The organism is Gelidibacter salicanalis (genome assembly GCF_016469035.1).
GTDB classification, from domain to species: domain Bacteria; phylum Bacteroidota; class Bacteroidia; order Flavobacteriales; family Flavobacteriaceae; genus Gelidibacter; species Gelidibacter salicanalis_A.
In genome coordinates this window covers 17,621-38,419 of record NZ_JAEHJZ010000007.1, presented here as the reverse complement: position 1 = coordinate 38,419, position 20,799 = coordinate 17,621, and the positions used below count along the sequence as shown (strand labels likewise).

The following is a 20,799-nucleotide window of genomic DNA, read 5'->3' as shown; positions in this document are numbered from 1 at the left end:
TACATTATTGGGATTTTTTGTTTTATATACTCAGCTACTAAATTAAAGTTCTCTTTTTACTCTTAAAGAACTCTCTAATTATTCAGGAACTGCTGTTATTCAATCGCTTTCCGCACCGTCTTTCTCCTTTTAAAAACCTCAGGTTTAAAGTGTTTCCATATTTGATGAATGGCCAAGTTATCTTCCAATTCCGGTGTCCTGACACAGTTTAGAATTCCTTTTTTAGTAAATACATTGTAGTATTCATTAAATATAACTGCAGTAACACCTTTGTTTTGATAATCAGGATGAATACCTATCAAATAGAAGACAACTTCTTTGCTGTGTTTTTTGGCATGTAGAATATGTGTAAAACCAAAAGGAAATAACTTCCCTTTCGTTTTTTGTAAAGCTTTCGCAAAAGACGGCATTACTATGGCAAAAGCAACCAATTCGTCATTTTTATCCACTACAAATTTGATGTATTCAGGATTGACAAAACTGATGAATTTCTTCTTAAAATACGCTTTCTGAATATCCGTGATCGCTACAAAGGAAGATAATGACGCATAAGACTGATTAAAAAGATCAAACATCTTATCAACGTATGGCATCACTTCTTCGGTTTTGGTAAATCCCAATGCCGTAAGTTGATAACGTTTTTTTATGAGTTCTTGAGCCTTATAAAAATGCTCAGTTTTGACATTAGAAAAAGGAAAGCGGCTTTCAGAGTATAATTTTTCATCCTTGTAACCCAATTCCTGAAAATGGTTCACATAATATGGGTAATTATACCACGTGATCATATTGCCCATGTATTCATAACCTTCAGTCATCAACCCTACTTTGTCGAGATTTGAAAACCCTACAGGACCTTCAACATAGTCCAGCGCATTGGCCTTACCAATTTCGTGGACTTTTTCTAAAAGAGCCTTGGTGACTTCAACATCATCAATGACATCAAACCATCCAAAACGCATTTTCTTTTGGTTTTGCTGCTTCACTTCCAGCCAATTGATTATCGCTGCTATTCTTCCAACAATTTCGTTGTTTTTATAGGCCAAAAAGAGGGTTGCCTCCGCATCATTAAAAATCGGATTCTTATTTTTGTCAAAAGTTTCTAATTCTTGTTTGATAATGGGAGGGACCCATTTTGTGGAGTCTTTATAAAGTTCAAAAGGAAATTTCACAAATGCCTTTAAATCTTTTGGGGAACTTACTTGCTTAATTGTAATCATAAAGTGGTCTTAAAAATTGCCGGCACCATTAATTAAAGTCAGTTTCTTTCTTCTTTTGAATGCGTCGTTCTTGAAGTCTTAATTCGTCTTGGGCAGAATTGCCATTGTCAATCTCTTTGTCTTGGTGAAAATCTAAGCGGTAAGACATTCCAAAATTCACTCCAAAAACTGATGGGGTGTCTTTTGTATTAAAGGTTAAAGCAGTATCCAATTGAAAATTTTTGCTCCAAAGATATGCTCCTCCAAAACGAAATAAATTATCGGCATAGAAATCACTTTTAATGCCTTGTGTTTCTCCGAAAACAGCCCATTTCGGATTAAAAGAATGGGTTAAAGTTAAGATATATTGAAAATCAGATTGGTCTGTTCCAATCCGGTCTTTAATTAAATTGATTACAAATACCCATCCTCCAGAAAAATTATTTTGGGAGATTAACGCCACTTTAGGGCTAAACCCTTCAATTCCTGGAGCAGTATAAGGATTGTCTTCTGTGTCAAAATTTGCACCGGCATAAATGGCTACAGCGGGGATTAGGGATTTCCATTTAAACTGATGGTTTGCTTTCCAACTGTATAAATTGGGTTTCTCTTCTGCGGACTTTCGGTAAGGATCATAAACCATATACTTCGCACCAATGGTGAGGTTTTTAAAATTGCCACGTTTCTGATCCATACCTGAGGCGTTGAAGGTTTTCGTGTCATTTTGATAGTTGCCTTGAATATTCAATTCCAGTTCCTCAAACAGCAATCCATAACGTGCTGCAAAATCGACACCAAAACCTGAAACATCATAGTTTAGTGGGGTATGTTCTTCTTTAAAGATATAAGGACCCGCTTCAAACTGGATGACGTTTGGACCAACAGCAAAGGCACTTTGTGAGACTCCGGGTCTGTTGGAATTAATGACTTCGGTATATTGGGCAACTGCGAATTGAGTACACGTGAAAATTAAAAATATTAAGAAATATTTGACAGATTTCATTTTCTTATTGATTAGCCTCAAAACTACATATTTTTTTTGATTTTGAATTGCTTTTAATGTATTGATAAGCACAGCCAAAGGCATGAAGTAAATTGTTTGAAGTGATGATACGGCGTGAAACAGCGGTATTTTATATTTTTTTTAAGGATTTAAAAGAGTTTTTAAATGCGAAGAATTGTACTTTTGTAGAAAATTACTTTTCATTATGCAAATGGCGTCCTTTACAGGTTTTTTAAGAACCATTTTGATTATTTTATTGGTCTATTATGGTATAAAGATTCTTATGAAACTTTTTGCTCCATATGTTATGCGTTATATGTCTAAAAAAGTGCAAGAACGCTTTGGAGGTCAATTTCAACAGCAACCGGATGCCGAAAGAAACCGTCCAAAGGAAGGAGAGACCATTATTGATAAAACACCAGACCGACGTCAGTCTTCTGATAAAAAAGTGGGGGAGTACGTCGATTACGAAGAAATTGATTAATTTTCCACAATCAAACAATCGCAATAGTTCATGGCTCTGTCACTAAAAAAATTCCTCCCACACCTCTTAGTTATTATTGGTTTTATAGCACTTTCACTGGCTTATTTCAGTCCGGTTTTGAGTGGTAAACAAATTTTCCAGAGTGATATCATGCAGTATATTGGGATGTCTAAACAACAAACTGATTTCAGGGCAGCTACCGGAGAAGAAACCTATTGGACCAACAGTGCTTTTGGAGGCATGCCTACCTATCAATTAGGCGCCCAATATCCTCATAACTATATTAAAAAATTGGATTCTGTCTTGCGTTTTCTTCCAAGACCGGCTGATTATCTATTTTTATATTTTATCGGGTTCTATATTCTACTGCTCACGCTTAAAGTCAATTATAAATTGGCTGCGTTGGGTGCTTTAGCCTTCGGGTTTTCTACCTATCTCATTATTATTCTAGGTGTTGGCCACAATAGTAAAGCGCACGCTATTGCCTATATGCCCTTGGTGTTGAGCGGTATTCTGCTCGTTTTTCAAAAAAACTATATCTGGGGGTTTCTATTGACAACAGTTGCGATGGCATTGGAGTTAAGTGCCAATCATTATCAAATGACTTATTATTTATTGCTCTTGGTATTGATACTCGGAGCAGTTTATCTATTTGATGCTTATAAAAAGAAGCTGCTGCCTCACTTTTTCAAATCGGTAGGGATCCTGTTTTTTGCGGTGATCTTAGCCATAGGAATGAATGCCACAAATATTATGGCAACGCAAGAGTATGTTAAGGAAAGTACGCGTGGTAAAAGTGAATTGACCATCAATCCTGACGGGACTCCTAAAGCAATAACTTCAGGACTGGATAAAGACTACATTACAGAATACAGTTATGGATTTCTAGAAACCTTCAACCTTTTTATTCCAAGGCTTTTGGGCGGTGGTAATGGAGAGGATGTTGGCAAGGATTCTGAAATGTATAAGTTTTACACCTCAATTGGAGCGAGCCCTGTAGAAGCCATGCGCGAAGTGAAACACACGCCAACGTATTGGGGAAATCAACCTATTGTAGAAGCCCCTGCCTATGTTGGTGCTGTGGTGCTGTTCCTATTTGTGTTTGCGCTTTTTGTAGTTAAAGGTCGCTTAAAATGGTGGCTCGTTGGTGGCACAATCATGTCTTTGCTATTGTCCTACGGGAAAAATTTGGGCATTTTAACCGATTTCTTTATTGATTATGTGCCAATGTATGATAAATTCAGGGCAGTGAGTTCTATCCAAGTTATTTTGGAGCTCTGTATACCTATATTGGCTATTTTCGGATTGGTACACCTGTTCAACGATTTTGAAAAGAATGAGGGCAAGCTTAAGGCTTTAAAGATTGCTGCGGGAATATCGGGAGGACTTGCTATTCTGTTTTTGCTGTTCAAGGGTTCCTTTGATTTTGTGGGCGTTAACGATGGCTATTATAGACAAGCGTATGGCGAATATGGTCAAAGTTTTGTAGATGCTCTAAAAGCTGATCGGAAAGCGATGTTTACTACAGATGCTTTGCGGACACTGATATTAGTGTTGCTTTCTGCCGGCGCTATTTGGTTGTTTTTAAAGAAGAAATTGTCTCAAAACATGTTAGTTGTTGTGTTCGCGGTACTGATTTTGTTTGATTTGATTAATGTAGACAGACGCTATGTTAACAATGAGAACTTTGTATCGCCACTGCAAGTGAGTAAGCCTTATCAAGCCAATGCTGCCGATTTGGAGATATTAAAGGATGACGGCCATTTTAGAGTGTTGGATGTGGCGTCAAGTGGCGCCCGAGCCTCGTATTTCCACAATTCACTAAGTGGGTATCATGCTGCAAAATTAGGACGCTATAATGAGCTGTTTAATTTTTATATTGCCCAGAACAATATTAATGTATTGAATATGTTTAACACCAAATACATTATTGCCGATGATGAAAAAGGTGGTGTTTTTCCTTACAAAAACGAGGATGCCAATGGCAATGCGTGGTTTATTTCGGACTTAGAAAAAGTGAATTCAGCCAATGCAGAAATGACCGCTTTAGATAGTTTAGACACCAAAACAAAGGCGGTAACCACACAGGAATTAAGTACGGCCAAATTTAGTATAGATTCATCTGCAACAATCAAACTCTCAAGTTATAAACCAAACTATCTAAAGTATAACTCTAACAATCCTAATGATGGGTTTGCGGTGTTTTCTGAAGTCTATTATGGGGATGGTTGGAACGCTTATATTGATGGTGAGCTGCAGCCTCATTACCGAGTTAATTACGTGTTGCGTGGGATGCCAATTCCAAAAGGTCAGCATACTGTAGAATTTAAATTTGAACCACAAGTTATTAAAACAGGTAGCAGCATTGCGCTCGGAAGTAGTGTTTTGTTTGGGATACTCATTTTGGTGGGTTTTGTATATGTACGCAAGCGGGTTTCTGAGAATAGTAACGCCACCTCGTAAGGAGACCCTTTAGAATGTATAATCGATAATTATTATAAGAGATTCCCACTTTCGTGGGAATGAACATATGCCAAAAAAAGCACTCATCATCACTTATTATTGGCCACCGGCAGGCGGTCCTGGGGTGCAGCGCTGGTTGAAGTTTGTTAAATACCTTCCAGATTTCGACGTACAACCCATTGTGTATGTTCCTGAAAATCCGAGTTATCCAATGCTCGATAACACCTTGTTGGAGGAGATTCCAAAAGAGGTTACAATTCTTAAACAGCCCATAAATGAACCTTATAAACTGGCTGAGTTCTTTTCAAAGCAATCCTCTAAAACTATTAGTTCTGGCGTCATCCCCAAAGAAAAGAAACAAACGGTCATGCAGCAACTGATGCTGTATGTGCGTGGCAATTATTTTATTCCAGACGCCCGAAAAGCATGGGTAAAACCTTCGGTCACTTACTTGTCAGAATATATTAAAAAGCATCACATACAAACGGTTATAACTACGGGGCCACCGCATAGTATTCATTTAATAGGTCTGCAATTAAAAGCAACATTAGGCGTCAAATGGATTGCTGATTTTCGGGATCCTTGGACGACTATTGGTTATCATAAAAAATTGAAACTCAGTACAAGTGCTGCGCAAAAGCACGAACATATGGAGAAACAGGTACTCTCAACTGCTGATCATATACTCGTTACCAGTGAGAATACCAAGAAGGAATTCGCCACAAAATCCAATCAACCCATAACTGTAATTACCAATGGGTATGATTATCAACCACTTCCCAAGACTAAAAAGGACCGAAGTTTTTCATTAGCCCATATAGGATCTTTATTGTCTGAACGCAACCCGAAGGTGTTGTGGAAGGTTTTGGGCAAATTGATTAAAGAAGACAAGGGTTTTAAAGATGCTTTTGTTTTAAAATTAATTGGTGTGGTGAGTGATGATGTATTGCAGGAAATTCGGAAATTTATTCCGGAAAATAACATTGAGATTGTGGGCTATGTCAATCACATTGAGGCTTTAGTTTCTCAAAGGCAATCACAACTGCTCTTAATGATTGAAATTGATTCTGAAGACACCAAAGCTATTATCCCTGGAAAATTGTTTGAATATATGGTTGCTGAAACCCCCATTATTGCAGTAGGGCCGCAAGATTCTGACGTTGAACACATCCTAAAAGCTACAAATACCGGACGTTATTTTGGTTATAACGCTGAGACAGAACTAAAAGTATATCTTCGTTCTTGTTTTGAGGATTATAGAAATTCAGCATTATCAACACATCCTATAGGTTTACAGCAGTACAGCAGAAAAGCACTCACCAAAAAATTAGCAGAACTCATCTGACCTCTTGTCTTGCAGCTCAAAATTCTTATCTTCGGGTTTTAAAATTCTATGGGAATAGTCACCAGCCAATCTTTTAAGAATACTATCACCACTTATTTAGGGTTTGCCATAGGCGCTTTGAATACGCTGTATTTATATGTATTCTTTATTTCTGATGTACACTATGGGTTGATTTCCTTTATGTTATCTACCGCCAGTATAATGATGCCTTTAATGGCTTTTGGGGTACACAATACCATTGTAAAATTCTATTCTACATTTAAAACAAAGAACTCACTCAATAGTTTCTTGACCCTCATGCTATTTTTACCCTTGGCACTTATTATTCCAATAGGGTTAATTGGTGTTTTTGCTTATGACAGTATTGCGAATTTACTGTCGCAAAAAAATCCAATTATTGGCAATTATGTGTGGTACATTTATTTAGCTGCTATTGTCATGGCCTACTTTGAGGTGTTTTTTGCCTGGACCAAAACTCAAATGCAGACTGTTTTTGGAAACTTCCTAAAAGAAGTCTTCCATCGTGTAGGCATCATGTTACTGCTATTTTGCGTCTATTTTGAATGGATTTCTGTAGATGCTTTTATTGTCGGAGTAATTGGCGTCTATGCATTGCGAATGTTAATTATGATGTTCTATGCCTTCAGTGTTCGATTACCTGTCTTTAAGTTCAATAGAATTGACCGGTTGAGCTCGATTTTAAAATATACGTTTTTAATCATTATTGCGGGATCTATCGCAACGGTCATTTTGGATATTGACAGTTTTATGTTGGGGATGTACATTTCTATTGAAAAAGTAGCTTATTATGGCGTTGCAATTTACATTGCCACAGTTATAGTCGTGCCTTCAAGATCAATGCAACAAATCCTCCAGCCTTTAACGGCGAAGTATTTGAATGAAAAAAATAAAGTCGCCTTAGAGGATTTGTATGTCCGCAGTTCCCAGACCTTATTTATTATTGGCGGACTCATTTTCTTGCTCATCATATTGAACATCAATTCGCTTTATGAAACCATTCCGGTACAGTTTAGCGGTGGATTGGTAGTGGTGTTTTTGGTGAGTATGGCCAAGCTTTACGACTGTTTAATGGGCTGTAACAACGTCGTTTTGTTTAATAGTGATTATTACCGGGTGGTTTTGCTGTTTGGTGTAATTTTGACCATTCTGACGGTAGTCCTCAACATGATATTTATACCAAGGTTTGGAATAAACGGATCGGCATTTGCAACATTTTTAGCTGTGTCAGTCTATAATACGATTAAAATATATTTCGTCAAGCGTAAATTTAACATGATGCCTTTTACCATAGATACGGGAAAAGTAGTGCTTCTGCTAATGGCAATGGTTGGGTTGTTCTACTTTTGGGAGTTTCCATTTTATCCGTTGATAAATATCGCCTTAAAAACTGTTTTGATTACTTTGATGTATGTCTTCATCATTTTTAAGATGAACGTTTCCGAGGATATTAGCGCGCTGATAAGAAAGTATTTGAAATTGCGGTAGGAGCGATAGTAATCGATTGGAAATCTCTAGAGTCCTCAGTTAAAATTACAGTTAAAACTATTTTAAAATTTCTTCATCCATTTTACAAGAATAATTTATCCTTCTCAATTTTATACGTTTGTTTAATTTTCATGAGATCCCTGCCTTCGCAGGAATAAAAAAAGGAACATCCCGCAAGGTGCTTTGAGGCATACTACTTGCAGGACATTCCAACTAACCAACCAGAAAATTTATGGATATTAATTTCCTCTACCTTGTGTAGATCTTGGTACCGACGTTGACGCTTGTCGATCTACATTGGCGTTTCTTCTACTATTAGATCGGGTGTCACGGGTATTTCTACTGGTGCTTTCCGCTTTATTATATGTACGAGACGGGGCGGCATTTGGTTTTCTTTGCACCGAGCTTTTAGGATTACTTTTAGAGTTTACAGTTCTACTAGATTGCGCAGAGGTTGTGGTCTGACTTCTTCTAGTGGTACTTACGGTGCCGCTATTGTTTTTAACAGTTCTTGGAGCATTGCGCGTTGTATTGCGGCTATCCGAATTTCTGTCTATAGATCTTGAAACATTAGTATTTACCGAACGTTCGTTGCTTCTTGGTGCTTGTGTGGCACGTTGATATTGCGTTCTTTCTGATGCTTCTCTATTCATGCTTTTTGAGATGCCATTGTTGCCTCTAGAGTTTTCAATTCTATTTGAATTTGAAGTACGTGCTACAGTGTTATCCGTTCTCCTAGTGCTACCTCTCGAAGAGATCCCATTACTTCGGCGAGCTGAAGCATCCTGACGGTAACGATCACTGCTACGGGAGTTCGTTGCCATCGCATTTCTTCTACCAGAACTGTTTGAATATTGGCGCGGTTGCGGCGTGTATCTTACAGGTGCTCTATAGTTATTCGCATAGGGTCTGTAGTAATGATGTCTTACTGGTTTGTAATGTTGTCGATAAGGTTGTACGTAAACTACACGGTAGTCATGCGCCGGGATGGCGTAATAACGATGCCAAGGTCTATGTACATAAACCTGGTTATAGACGTTGATATATCCTGAATAGTGAGAAAATCTATGGTGACGGTCATAATGCACATATAAACCCCCTACACGGTTTACATGGCCGTAGCTGTTGTAGTGGATATTGATGTTGCCAGCTTGTGTGATACGGCCGTAGTAATCATAATAAATTGGAATATTTTCAATTTGTATGATAGCACCATAATCGTCATATTGTACATACGGGCTATAGTCATAACCAGTATTAAAACTAAAGGACACATTAGGTGTATTGATGGAAACATGAGCATCCGGACCATAGTTTGGCGCATAGAAGTCAAATTGCCCATCAGGGAATACCGAAAACTCAATACCACCTTCGGTAAAAATAAAGGAATTACCATACCCCTTAGAGTAGCCTTTATTGAATGAATCGTCTTTAGCAGTGTTGGTGGTTTTTGCGTCTACTGATACCCCGAGGAGGAATACGGCAGTAAAAAGTAAAGCTAATTTTTTCATGAGTTTTGGGATTTTAATTTATTATCTGTTTATTAGAATACAAACAATGTGCCAAAAACTCAAGCTAGCCGTGATAGCGTTGGTTTTGATTCCGTTATATCGCAATCGGTTTAGTTGCCTTTTACTGTGTAGCCAATATAAAATGCTTTGTATATCCGTTTTTTGTCATACTAGTAAAAAAATCTGCGAACATCTGCGAGATCTGCGGGAAAAACAAAGAAGCGTATGGAAAGATTATCCCGCAAATCGCGCAGATTTACGCGGTAAAAAGACAAATATGTGTTTTTTTTTGATGAAATATACATGTAATAATAATGAATCAATTGATATCATAATGACGTTTACGGACAATCGATAAAGTGATTTTGTTTTGGAAATCGGAGAAATATGGAAATAAAATTCAATCTATATCAAATGGAGTATTGTGTTTTGTTTAGCAAAGATTATGCTACCACAAATTTCATTTTTCTCAAATACTCATTAGGACTGAGTTGATATTTTTCTCTAAATATTTTTGAAAAATAACTTCTGCTGGTGAGGCCTACGGAATACACTATTTGAGAAACATTCATTTCAGTGGTTCTTATGAATTCTTCAGCTTTTTCAAGTCGGTAATTTTTGATAAAAGAGGTCACCGTATGCCCATACAACTCTTTAAAACCCATTTGAAGTTTATTGGCAGAAAGTGAAGACTTCAAGCATAACATATCAACGTCTAATGGTTGGGCATAATTTTCTTGTATATAGTGAATACAGTCATGAATGCGATTGATTTCATCGGTTCTTAAATCTACTAGTTTTTGTGGTCCCTTTATAAATTGGTTATATTCCTCTAATTTTGAGCCAATAACAATATTTGTGTAGCCTAACAGAAGATGTAGATTGTCTGAAAATGTACGATCCAAATTCATGAGGTCATAAATAAAGTTAGAGAGTTTTATATTGGGTATTCCTGTATACCAACAATCATGTACATTTTTAGATTTGAAATTAGTTTGTAAAGAATCAGCTTTAAAATTTCCCAAAGTTTCTAATCTATCCACAGTGATAATACAGAAATGGTAGTTGCGTTCTCTAGGAAAAACTAAGCTTATCTCTTGACCTTGTGTTAACATCATACTTTGGAAACTCCCTAAACAAAAGTCTTGATTGTTTGAGGCTGTGCGACAAGTAATATCATCCTTTAAATTAAAAATGAATAACAGTCCGTTTTGATTAGATTTTATTCGTTTATGTTGTAATAAAACGGTTTGGAATTCTAGCTCTGAGATTTCAATTGATTCTTTAGCCAAGTGAGTAGTCTCATCGAGATTCTTCGAATTGTTTATTAATATTGTATCAGTCTCTAAGACCTGTGCTGAAGGGTTCATAATAATAGTTTTAGTAAGGGTTTTCCTCAAATTGATTATTATATGTACGGCTCATAACTGGCATCTGGTCTGATATAGGTTGTAAAAATGGTGTTAAATATTGTATAATATGCTCTTAATTAATGTTAATTAGTAAAGAATTCATGCCGTATTTTGTTATAAATGAAACAAATACAGCAATTTATATGTTTGTGATATTCCGCCGGTGAGTGCAGTATAAACGGGAAGGAATTGAGAACATGTGAGTGTTGTTTTGGAAGGGGTATATCTTGAATTAATAATTTTCGGACAATAAATGAGGACGAATTTTGAATAAAAAAATCCCTCGCAACAATTTTCAGTTTCAAGGGATTTTGGAATGTTTTAAATTGGAGTACTTCAATTAAAACTATCTTCGTTTTCTGTTTTTCTTTTCTTCCAATTTCATTTGGATCTTCTCCTGTTTAAGTGCTTTTAAACCCTTTTTGGGAGTTTTTAAGGTCTTTCCTTTAGCCATGATGTTATCTGTTTAAAAATTAAAATCTTGAATGCATAAAAAAGGAGTAATCGTAATTAATAAACCTAGCCTTACGAGTTTTAATAGTGCACACTATTTGTGATACACGACGGCTAGAGTTGAAACGATTGGTTGAAGCACACTCGCGGGTGCTTAAAATTCAGGAAGATAATTTTAGACTTACGGAAATGGAACGCAAATAGAATTGCTATAAACAAATCACCAATACTGCCAGGTATTGAAGGTATGATGGTTCCCAACATAATTATAAAATTAACAGCGTTTGTTTGATGAATGCTCTAATCACAACTTTAAAAGTAAACATAGGCATTATAACCGGTAGAGACAAGCAAACGAATAGGTAAAGAGAGTCTTAAAATTATTTTGAACTAGTTGTTGATGTTTAAGTGCAAAAATGGCGCAATACCACATATTTCAGGTAGTTTTCTTTACTTTAGGCTGTTTTTTATAAATAACGGGATCCCCTCTATTGAAGCCATATTTTATTAACTATCTTTGCCCACTTAACAATAAAGTCTTAATATTTAAGCTTTTTTTTCTACAATTATATGGATTTCACAAATCCCCTAGTATATGGGGTTCCTTTCTTTTTAGGTATGATTTTATTAGAACTTACCTACAGTAAAACTCATGATCATAAAGATTTATACAATTGGCGGGATCTCGCTTCTAGCGTTGGTATGGGGGTAGGGTCTGCAGTTATTGCACCGATTGTCAAAACAATAACAGTCATCCTATTATTTAGTTTTGTGTACGACCTTTTCAATCCTTTGGTAGACGGTGTACGTACAAATATTATGGGTTATGAATCGTTTGGGTACGCGTGGTATGTTTGGATTTTGTGTATGTTGTGTGATGATTTGTCATATTATTGGTTCCATCGTCAAAATCATATGGTCAGGTTCTTTTGGGCAGCCCATATTGTACATCATTCATCTGATAATTTTAATTTAGGTACCGCGGTCAGGAACGGCTGGTTTACAATATTTTATAAACCCTTATTTTATGTGTGGATTGTTGCTATCGGTTTTCCGCCAGAAATGCTTGTGGTATGTTTAGGAATTGAAGCGATATGGCAATTTCAATTGCATACAGTGTTTATTCCGAAATTAGGTTTTTTGGATAAATTTTTGAATACCCATACCATGCATCAGGTGCATCATGCTTGTAATCTTGAATATATGGATAAAAATCACGGCGGCATCTTAAATGTTTTTGACCGAATTTTTGGTACGTGGAAACCACTCGATGAAAGTATAGATATTACATACGGCGTTACCCAACCGCCAGATTCTTATAATATATGGGTGATCTTGACACATGAATATGCTGATATCTGGAAGGATATGAAGAAGTCTAAAAACCTTAGACATAAATTCATGTACGTTTTTGGGCCTCCAGGATGGAGTCATGATGGGAGTACAAAAACGGTAAAACAAATTCGGAGAGAGATGGCCATGGAACAACGCCAAGCTGAAAAAGAGCATGAAAAGGTTTTGGTTTCTCGTGCTTAGGGTTTTTATGCCCTACCAGATTTTTTATTAGTTTAGGTGCCTAATGATTATTTCTACGAGATGGTCCACAAATGATTTGAGTTCGGGAATTTTAATCAAAAATATTTTTTTACTACTTTTAAAGCTCCAATATATGAACTTATGGCGAGGTCTTTAACAGAGTGTAAAAACTGTCTCCAGCAGTTTGATAGTCATTATCCGTATTGTCCTTACTGCGGACAAAAATCAGATGATCAATTGACCTTAGGGGTTCTTTTTAATAATACTCTTAGTAATTATTTTTCTGTAGACGCTCGATTCTTCAAGAGTTTTTTCCCCTTAATGTTCAAACCTGGATATCTTGCAAAGCAATTTGTTGAAGGAAGACGATTGCTTTATTTACATCCCGCACAGATGTATTTGTTTATCTCCATCGTATTCTTCTTTTTATTTTCATTTATCAGTCGTCAACAAGCAGAAATTATTGATAACGAAATCAAGAAAGAGATTGAACGAAGCCATCTCTATCAGGACTCCGTTAAAAATAGGGTAGCAATTCATAAGGATCTATTGGCAGAGAAGGATTCTTTAGTTGCCCTAGATGATAAGCTTAAACCTGAAGATCTTGGAGAGGCTAAAACCCAAAGTTCAAACACTCCTTTTAATATAAATTTTAGCGAAACGGAAATAGATTCGATGATTACCGCGGGCGCTTCTGATGAAGCCATTTACAAAAAAATGGGAATGGAGGCAGACGATGGTTTTTTAACAAAGCGGGCCTACAAGCAAGCGCTAAAATTCCTTAAAAATAAAAGTGGGGGCTCCATATTGCATGCCTTTTATGATAGCGTCCCATTGGCAATGTTTATTCTGTTGCCAATTTTTGCACTCATTTTAAAACTATTTTATCACAAGAAAGGCAGGTTTGCGCACCATTTGGTATTTAGTTTTTACTTTTTTGCCTTCCTATTTGCCATTTTGACCTTAATAGTTATTGGGTATTTAATCTGGCCAAATTTTCCAATTTGGTTGATGTTTTTGATGCTGCTTTCAGTCTTCTTTTATTTGTTTATGGGAGTGAGGCGTTTTTACGGGCAGGGCATCGGTATGAGCTTTTTCAAAACCAATGTGATTAGTTTTTTGTTTTTATCGATTGTGGCACCCTTTGCGTTGGTCATTATGGGGTTCATGGCCTTCTTGTTTTATTGATGAAGATTGCAGGGCACAACGTGTTTATCGGCGGCTTACCTAAATTTTCCTTACACCTAACCAGAGCAACTACTGCAACGACCACGTACGACTTAAAGTTTTTCTTTCAAATATTTTCCGGTCACTGAATTTTTGTTTTTCACCAACTCTTCAGGAGTGCCCGCCGCCACTACTTTTCCGCCACGTTCTCCCCCTTCAGGTCCTAAATCAATTACATAATCAGCACATTTTATTAATTCGAGATTATGTTCAATTACAATAATAGAATGTCCTTGTGCAATGAGCGCTTGAAACGATTTTAAAAGTTTTTTTATGTCATGAAAATGGAGTCCTGTAGTGGGTTCATCAAAAATAAAGAGCGCATTGTCGCTTTTGGAGCCTTTGCCGAGAAAGGTTGCTAGCTTGATACGTTGTGCTTCACCCCCAGAAAGTGTTGAAGAGCTCTGGCCCAAGGTCACATACCCTAATCCTACATCTTGTAAAGGCTGTAATTTGCTTTGGATTCGTGTTTGTTGATGTTTGTCAAAAAACGCAATGGCATCATCAATGGTCATGTTGAGGACATCATCAATGTTTTTTCCCTCAAAAGTAACTTCTAAAACTTCTTTTTTAAAACGTTTGCCATTACAGGTTTCACAGGTTAAATGTACATCAGCCATAAATTGCATTTCAATGGTCACTTCGCCATCTCCTTTACAGGTTTCACAGCGACCGCCATCAACGTTAAAACTGAAATGTTTGGCCTGATAGTTTCTAATTTTACTCAATTTCTGATTGGCAAAAAGCGCCCTGACATCATCATAAGCCTTGACATACGTAACTGGGTTGGAACGTGACGAACGTCCAATCGGGTTTTGATCAACAAACTCAATATGTTTAATGTTTTTGTAATTGCCTTTCAACTCCGTAAACTGTCCGGGTTTATCACCAAAACCTGTCAACTCCTTTTGAATGGCCGGGAACAGTATTTTTTTGACCAAGGTGCTTTTTCCACTTCCAGAAACACCGGTGATGACGGTTAACATTTCTAAAGGAAGTGTGACGTCAACATTTTGTAAATTATGCTCTCTTGCACCTACAATATTAATTTGATATTTGGAGGTACGCCGTTTCTTAGGGACTTCAATTTTTAGTTTCCCGTTCAAATATTGAGCGGTTAACGATTCGGATTTTAAAATATCATTATATGTACCTTCAGCTACAACCTCACCACCAAGAGTTCCTGCTTCAGGACCAATATCAATGATTTGATCTGCAGCCTGCATGATGTCTTCATCATGTTCTACTACGATAACCGTATTGCCTAAATCGCGCAACGCTTTAAGCACCACAATGAGTTTTTCAGTGTCTTTTGGGTGTAAACCAATGCTCGGTTCATCTAAGATATACATCGATCCTACCAAGCTGCTACCTAAAGAGGTCGCCAGATTGATCCGTTGACTCTCGCCACCTGATAAAGTGTTGGACTTTCTATTGATCGTTAAATAATCTAGCCCGACATTGGATAAAAACGCAAGCCTGTTTGATATTTCCTTTAATAAGCGCTTCGCTATGGTTGTGTCGTATTCATTAAGTTTGAGTGTATCAAAAAACACGGTGAGTTTATCTAGAGGTAGGGTGACCAAATCAGTAATGGTGACGCCTCCAATTTTTACGTAATTAGCTTCTGGTCTTAAACGTTTACCGTGGCACTTGCTGCATTTGGTTTTGCCTCTATAACGCGAAAGCATTACTCGATTTTGAATTTTATAGGCCTTTGATTCCAATTCTGCAAAGAAATTGTTCAAACCTGAAAAATGTGAATTACCTTCCCAAACCAATTCTTTTTGAGCTTCTGTCAATTGGAAATAGGGCTTATGGATAGGAAAGTTAAATTTATGAGAGTTGTTGACCAATTGGTCTCTGTACCAGCTCATGCTCTCTCCGCGCCAAGGGAAAATGGCGTTTTCAAAAACAGATAACGCTGTATTGGGGATAACCAACTCTTCATCAATCCCAATCACATCACCGTAACCTTCACATTTTGGGCAGGCACCATAAGGATTATTAAAGCTGAACAAATGCACATTAGGCTCCAAAAATGTCATGCCATCCAATTCAAACTTGTTATTGAAGGCCGTTTGGTTATGGTCAGAAAGTGATTCTATTATAGTAGTGCCCTTTCCTTCAAAGAATGCGGTTTCAATAGCATCAGCCAGACGGTTGTAAAAATCTTCTTCATGTTTTACCACAATTCTGTCAACCACTAAAAACACCTCATTTTTAAGGTCTTTATCAAGTGCATCTTCAATGCGCAACACCTCCTGTTTATACTGCACTCGAGCGTAGCCTTGTTGTTGGAGCACTTTTAATTTATCGGGCATGGTTCGGCCTTCTTCTAAATTGATAGGAGCGAGGAGCAACAACCGTTCTCCATCTTCAAAAGATTTGACTAAATTAAGTACATCGGCAGTGGTATGCTTTTTAACTAAATTTCCTGAAATAGGCGAGTACGTTTTACCAATTCTTGCAAAAAGTAATTTTAAATAGTCGTAGATTTCTGTAGTGGTACCCACAGTAGATCGTGGATTGGTCGAATTGACTTTTTGCTCTATGGCAATTGCCGGCGCGATCCCTTTAATGTAATCAACTTTAGGTTTGTTAAGTCGTCCCAAAAACTGACGCGCATAACTAGACAAACTTTCCACGTAGCGCCTTTGTCCTTCAGCATACAAGGTGTCAAATGCCAAACTCGACTTTCCTGAGCCAGACAACCCTGTGATCACCACCAATTTATTGCGCGGAATCACCACATCCAAATTCTTTAGGTTGTGTAGGTTGGCGCCTTTTATAATGATATTTTCTTTTGGATTTACTTCTGAAAGGTTAACGTTCATAGTCATTTTTACATATAAGAATGCAAAGATAGTACATCTAACGCAGTCCTAAAATAAAGTTATTGTGCAATAAAATGTTAAAGTTTTAGTTGTTTTTTTGTTTTTTAGGAACGATTATTGTTATATTTGACCCCGAACATTCATACAAACCAGTCGCCTATACCATACTTTTACTTTATATAGATTAACCCCAAGCAAGGAGCTTTCCTAGCATTTAAAGTAATTATTATGGAACACGAACCAGTCAGCGACGCTGTTTTAGTGAGCAATTATATCAAAGGAGAAGAGCATGCGCTCTCGGTATTGATCACAAGACATAAGCAGAAAATTTATAGTTTTATCTATTCCAAAGTTTATGATAGAGATATCACTGAAGACATCTTTCAGGATACCTTTATCAAGGTCATCAGGACCCTGAAATTAGGAAAATATAATGAAGAAGGTAAGTTCTTGCCTTGGGTCATGCGTATTGCCCATAACTTGGTTATTGATCATTTTAGAAAAAGTAACCGAATGCCTAAATTTGACAATTCGGGCGAATTCAGTATTTTTTCGGTATTGAGTGATAGTTCACTCGATGCAGAAAAAGGAATGATTAAGGAGCAAATTGAATCGGACTTAAGACGTTTAATTCAGGAGTTGCCCGAAGATCAAAAAGATGTCCTGGTCATGCGAATGTATAACGACATGAGTTTTAAGGAAATTTCTGATAAAACAGGAGTGAGCATCAACACAGCATTGGGAAGAATGCGCTATGCCTTAATTAATTTAAGGAAAGTTATTGAACAGAAAAACATTATTTTGACAAATTAGAATTACTAAAGACAAATTACACATACTAAAGTTAATTTTACTGCGTTATTAGGATTATAATCAAACAAAAATCCTTATAATGGCAAAACTTTACTATGAATATCCCCAGAAGAACAACAACCTGAATCCAAAGGAAGAAACTGTAAATCTTCTTTTAAATTATTCTAAGGCTTTAAGTGTTATACATTGTAATAAATGGAAGTTTGAAGCACTTCTAAACTAAGATTGGAAAAGTCCCGTGAAATTCACTGAACGGGACTTTTTTTGTTCCATAAAATGAAGGAATCTTGAGGGTTATCAAGTCACATTTGATTATGACGTGCTGAATTTTGTGTTTTTTTATAGTATGCTTGCAGCACACTTGCTCTCCCAATGGTTTTGGTAATGATGTCTTTTTCTAAATCCCAGCCTCGTGCAGGAGAATATTGCCTTCCGTACCATATAATCTGTAGGTGTAAATCATTCCAAATTTCTTTAGGAAAGAGGCGCTTTGCGTCCCGTTCTGTCTGTACAACATTCTTTCCATTGGTTAAGTTCCAACGGTACATGAGTCTGTGGATATGGGTATCTACAGGAAAAGCTGGAATGCCAAAGGCTTGAGACAGCACTACAGCAGCAGTTTTATGGCCTACGGCAGGTAATTCTTCCAACGCTTCATAGGTTTTTGGCACTTGTCCGTTATGCTTATCAATTAAAATATGAGACAATCCATAAATGCCCTTGCTCTTCATTGGAGATAGACCCACAGGCTTTATAATTTCGCGGATCTCTTCAACAGATAGCTTGATCATTTCATAAGGATTATCAGCTTTTTCAAAAAGTAGCGGCGTTATTTGATTGACGCGTACATCTGTACTTTGCGCAGACAGCAACACTGCAATTAAAAGTGTGTAAGGATCTTTATGGTCTAGAGGCACCGGGATTGTTGGATACAGTTGGTTTAACGTATTAATAACAAAATCTACCTTTTCTTGTTTGGTCATTAGTTGTATTTTTACAAATATCAAATTTAAAATAGTTATGACCAAATTAAAAGTAGGAGACAAGGCTCCAAATTTTTCAGCAAAGGATGATCAGGGGAATACAGTTACGTTGTCAGATTACAAAGGAAAAAAACTAATTGTTTTTTTCTATCCAAAAGCCAATACACCAACCTGTACCACTGAAGCTTGCAACTTACGGGACCATTATAAGGATTTAAAAGATAAAGGCTATGAAATTCTGGGTGTAAGTGCTGATAACCAAAAAAAACAAGCCAATTTTAAAGCAAAATATGATTTTCCTTACCCGTTGTTGGCTGATGAGGAGAAAGAAGTGATTAAAGCCTTTGATGTTTGGGGTGAAAAGAAATTTATGGGCCGTACTTTTGATGGTATTCACCGAGTCACGTTTGTAATCGATGAAAACGGGGTTATAGAAAAAGTCATTGACAAGGTTAAAGCAAAAATACATACGGAACAAATTTTGGCTTAGTAAGTCCAACTATTTGTCTCAAAAAAAGACCTTAGCTTTTATAAACTAAGGTCTTTTTTTTATTGATCTCTGTAAACTTCTTCTGCTTCATAACCGAAGAGGCTTTTTTCTTTTATAATTTTGGCTACTCCAGGTGGTAACATGGCTTCCCAGCCTTCATCGCCTTCTGAAATGGCTTTAAGCACAGATCTTGAAAAAATGGTAAGAATATTGGGGTCGTAATCTGTAATGTCTACCACTTTGCCGTTATATTTAAAGAACTTATACAATTCTTTCATTCGTGGATGTACTTTTAGGTTTTCGCTATCCGTCAACGTACCGTCTTCATTGACCATTGGATAAAGATAGACACGTAAATCTTTAAAGAACAGTTTACCGAAAGCTTCCAAGATGCCACCGCTCAAATGGCGGTAATATTTCTCATCAAAAATATCCACTAAGTTGTTCACTCCCATGGATAATCCCATTCTGTTTTTAGAGTATTGAGAAAAATATTCCACCAATTTGTAATACTCCTGAAAGTTGGAAATTAAAACCGTATGACCCAAAGAGCACAGCAATTTTGCTCGGTCCATAAAATCCTGTTCATCAATTTCTCCTTCAGCCCTTAAATTGGAGAGTGTAATTTCAAAAACAACTTGTGTATTTTTTGGATCGACCTTGTTTTCTTTGACGAACATGTCATAAGATCTCTGGTACATGTCAATATTCACCTTAGTTACGGGTCTAAAACTACCGCGTAAAGCCAAGATATTTTTCTTGTAAAGAATTTTAGCAGGCAGCACGTTGTTTCCGTCAGGAGCAAACATGACCGCATCTGTCATATTATTTTTGACCAATTGCAAACTCATCAATCTATTGTCAACATTCTCAAATACAGGTCCTGAAAAATTAATGGTATCAATTTCTATTTGATCCTTGTCTAAATGGTCGTATAAATAACGCAATAATTTTTTAGGTTCGTTGTACTTGTAATACGCACCGTAAATAAGGTTGGTTCCGAGAATACCAAGCGTTTCCTGTTGTAATCTGGCGTCATTTTCCCTAAAACGCAAATGCAAAATTATTTCGTTATACGGTTTGTCCTGTTCAATTTGATACCGGATACCTACCCAGCCATGGCCTTTATATTGCTTAGCAAAATCAATGGTTGCTACCGTATTGGCGTAAGAAAAGAACATTTTGTTGGGATGCTTGTCCCGTGAAAGGCGTTCTTCTATTAAATTGATTTCATGGTTTAGCATTTTGCGCAAGCGCGCTTCCGTTACATAACGTCCATCTTCTTCAATACCATAAATAGCATCACTAAAATCCTTATCATATGCTGACATGGCCTTAGCAATGGTTCCAGAGCCACCACCAGCTCTAAAAAACTGACGTACAGTCTCTTGTCCTGCGCCAATTTCTGCAAAAGTTCCGTAGATATTCTCATTGAGATTAATACGAAGTGCTTTGGTTTTAAGCGACGGAATATCTTCGAATTCTTTGTCGCCCTTTAAGGTGATCTCCATGTTGTAGATTGAGTGTTGTAAGCCACAAA

At 36.9% G+C, this 20,799-nt stretch carries 15 protein-coding genes; 8 read left to right on the top strand and 7 right to left on the bottom strand.

Going from position 1 to position 20,799, the window contains the following annotated elements; genetic code table 11:
• Window positions 1–95 precede the first annotated feature (95 nt).
• Together JEM65_RS04365 and JEM65_RS04360 are read right to left on the bottom strand one after the other, a co-directional pair.
• The gene (locus JEM65_RS04365; protein WP_199597451.1) at window positions 96–1,217 is read right to left on the bottom strand and encodes a GTP cyclohydrolase; all 1,122 of its coding nucleotides are present in this window, start codon (window positions 1,215–1,217) and stop codon (window positions 96–98) included.
• A 28-nt stretch (window positions 1,218–1,245) separates the two neighbouring features.
• A complete protein-coding gene (locus tag JEM65_RS04360) occupies window positions 1,246–2,199 on the bottom strand; it encodes a transporter (protein WP_199597449.1) in 954 nt (317 codons plus the stop codon).
• A 205-nt stretch (window positions 2,200–2,404) separates the two neighbouring features.
• On the opposite strand from JEM65_RS04360, the gene JEM65_RS04355 reads away from it, so the two are divergent.
• The 4 genes from JEM65_RS04355 (at window position 2,405) to JEM65_RS04340 (ending at window position 7,997) form a co-directional block, all read left to right on the top strand.
• A complete protein-coding gene (locus JEM65_RS04355) occupies window positions 2,405–2,683 on the top strand; it encodes a DUF4834 family protein (RefSeq protein ID WP_199597447.1) in 279 nt (92 codons plus the stop codon).
• Window positions 2,684–2,713: 30 nt separating this feature from the next.
• The gene (locus tag JEM65_RS04350; RefSeq protein ID WP_199597445.1) at window positions 2,714–5,146 is read left to right on the top strand and encodes a YfhO family protein; all 2,433 of its coding nucleotides are present in this window, start codon (window positions 2,714–2,716) and stop codon (window positions 5,144–5,146) included.
• Window positions 5,147–5,213: 67 nt separating this feature from the next.
• Window positions 5,214–6,491 (top strand): glycosyltransferase, encoded by a 1,278-nt coding sequence (locus JEM65_RS04345; protein ID WP_199597444.1) that lies wholly within the window; start codon window positions 5,214–5,216, stop codon window positions 6,489–6,491.
• A gap of 48 nt (window positions 6,492–6,539) precedes the next feature.
• Window positions 6,540–7,997, top strand: coding sequence for an oligosaccharide flippase family protein (locus JEM65_RS04340; RefSeq protein WP_199597442.1), 1,458 nt, complete (start codon window positions 6,540–6,542; stop codon window positions 7,995–7,997).
• Between the two features lie 239 nt (window positions 7,998–8,236).
• Here JEM65_RS04340 and JEM65_RS04335 read toward each other — a convergent pair whose 3' ends face one another.
• Together JEM65_RS04335 and JEM65_RS04330 are read right to left on the bottom strand one after the other, a co-directional pair.
• A complete protein-coding gene (locus JEM65_RS04335; protein WP_199597440.1) occupies window positions 8,237–9,508 on the bottom strand; it encodes a hypothetical protein in 1,272 nt (423 codons plus the stop codon).
• Window positions 9,509–9,951: 443 nt separating this feature from the next.
• A complete protein-coding gene (locus tag JEM65_RS04330) occupies window positions 9,952–10,878 on the bottom strand; it encodes a helix-turn-helix domain-containing protein (protein ID WP_199597438.1) in 927 nt (308 codons plus the stop codon).
• 1,065 nt (window positions 10,879–11,943) lie between these two features.
• Between JEM65_RS04330 and JEM65_RS04325 the strand changes: the two genes are divergently transcribed.
• On the top strand, window positions 11,944–12,909 hold the full coding sequence (locus JEM65_RS04325) for a sterol desaturase family protein (protein WP_199597436.1): 966 nt from the start codon (window positions 11,944–11,946) through the stop codon (window positions 12,907–12,909).
• A gap of 141 nt (window positions 12,910–13,050) precedes the next feature.
• A complete protein-coding gene (locus JEM65_RS04320; protein ID WP_199597434.1) occupies window positions 13,051–14,097 on the top strand; it encodes a DUF3667 domain-containing protein in 1,047 nt (348 codons plus the stop codon).
• Window positions 14,098–14,189: 92 nt separating this feature from the next.
• On the opposite strand, the gene uvrA is transcribed toward JEM65_RS04320, so the two are convergent.
• Complete coding sequence (gene uvrA / locus JEM65_RS04315; RefSeq protein WP_199597432.1) at window positions 14,190–16,973, bottom strand: excinuclease ABC subunit UvrA; 2,784 nt, start codon at window positions 16,971–16,973, stop codon at window positions 14,190–14,192.
• A gap of 228 nt (window positions 16,974–17,201) precedes the next feature.
• Between uvrA and JEM65_RS04310 the strand changes: the two genes are divergently transcribed.
• Window positions 17,202–17,786 carry an RNA polymerase sigma factor gene (locus JEM65_RS04310; RefSeq protein WP_199597431.1) on the top strand — a complete coding sequence of 195 codons (585 nt, stop codon included), beginning with the start codon at window positions 17,202–17,204 and terminating at the stop codon, window positions 17,784–17,786.
• A 302-nt stretch (window positions 17,787–18,088) separates the two neighbouring features.
• On the opposite strand, the gene JEM65_RS04305 is transcribed toward JEM65_RS04310, so the two are convergent.
• Window positions 18,089–18,769 (bottom strand): endonuclease III domain-containing protein, encoded by a 681-nt coding sequence (locus JEM65_RS04305; protein WP_199597429.1) that lies wholly within the window; start codon window positions 18,767–18,769, stop codon window positions 18,089–18,091.
• Between the two features lie 37 nt (window positions 18,770–18,806).
• Between JEM65_RS04305 and bcp the strand changes: the two genes are divergently transcribed.
• On the top strand, window positions 18,807–19,259 hold the full coding sequence (gene bcp / locus JEM65_RS04300) for a thioredoxin-dependent thiol peroxidase (RefSeq protein WP_199597427.1): 453 nt from the start codon (window positions 18,807–18,809) through the stop codon (window positions 19,257–19,259).
• A gap of 59 nt (window positions 19,260–19,318) precedes the next feature.
• On the opposite strand, the gene JEM65_RS04295 is transcribed toward bcp, so the two are convergent.
• Entirely contained in the window at window positions 19,319–20,770 is a 1,452-nt protein-coding gene (locus tag JEM65_RS04295; RefSeq protein ID WP_199597425.1) for a TonB-dependent receptor, read from the bottom strand.
• Window positions 20,771–20,799 lie beyond the last annotated feature (29 nt).

Excerpts from the sequence above, each read along its gene's own strand:
- JEM65_RS04360 (WP_199597449.1), bottom strand. The coding sequence starts at position 2,199 with ATGAAATCTGTCAAATATTTCTTAATATTTTTAATTTTCACGTGTACT.
- JEM65_RS04335 (WP_199597440.1), bottom strand. The coding sequence starts at position 9,508 with ATGAAAAAATTAGCTTTACTTTTTACTGCCGTATTCCTCCTCGGGGTA.
- JEM65_RS04350 (WP_199597445.1), top strand. The coding sequence starts at position 2,714 with ATGGCTCTGTCACTAAAAAAATTCCTCCCACACCTCTTAGTTATTATT.
- JEM65_RS04325 (WP_199597436.1), top strand. The coding sequence starts at position 11,944 with ATGGATTTCACAAATCCCCTAGTATATGGGGTTCCTTTCTTTTTAGGT.
- JEM65_RS04330 (WP_199597438.1), bottom strand. The coding sequence starts at position 10,878 with ATGAACCCTTCAGCACAGGTCTTAGAGACTGATACAATATTAATAAAC.
- JEM65_RS04320 (WP_199597434.1), top strand. The coding sequence starts at position 13,051 with ATGGCGAGGTCTTTAACAGAGTGTAAAAACTGTCTCCAGCAGTTTGAT.
- JEM65_RS04305 (WP_199597429.1), bottom strand. The coding sequence starts at position 18,769 with ATGACCAAACAAGAAAAGGTAGATTTTGTTATTAATACGTTAAACCAA.
- uvrA (WP_199597432.1), bottom strand. The coding sequence starts at position 16,973 with ATGAACGTTAACCTTTCAGAAGTAAATCCAAAAGAAAATATCATTATA.
- bcp (WP_199597427.1), top strand. The coding sequence starts at position 18,807 with ATGACCAAATTAAAAGTAGGAGACAAGGCTCCAAATTTTTCAGCAAAG.
- JEM65_RS04340 (WP_199597442.1), top strand. The coding sequence starts at position 6,540 with ATGGGAATAGTCACCAGCCAATCTTTTAAGAATACTATCACCACTTAT.
- JEM65_RS04355 (WP_199597447.1), top strand. The coding sequence starts at position 2,405 with ATGCAAATGGCGTCCTTTACAGGTTTTTTAAGAACCATTTTGATTATT.
- JEM65_RS04310 (WP_199597431.1), top strand. The coding sequence starts at position 17,202 with ATGGAACACGAACCAGTCAGCGACGCTGTTTTAGTGAGCAATTATATC.
- JEM65_RS04365 (WP_199597451.1), bottom strand. The coding sequence starts at position 1,217 with ATGATTACAATTAAGCAAGTAAGTTCCCCAAAAGATTTAAAGGCATTT.
- JEM65_RS04295 (WP_199597425.1), bottom strand. The coding sequence starts at position 20,770 with ATGGAGATCACCTTAAAGGGCGACAAAGAATTCGAAGATATTCCGTCG.
- JEM65_RS04345 (WP_199597444.1), top strand. The coding sequence starts at position 5,214 with ATGCCAAAAAAAGCACTCATCATCACTTATTATTGGCCACCGGCAGGC.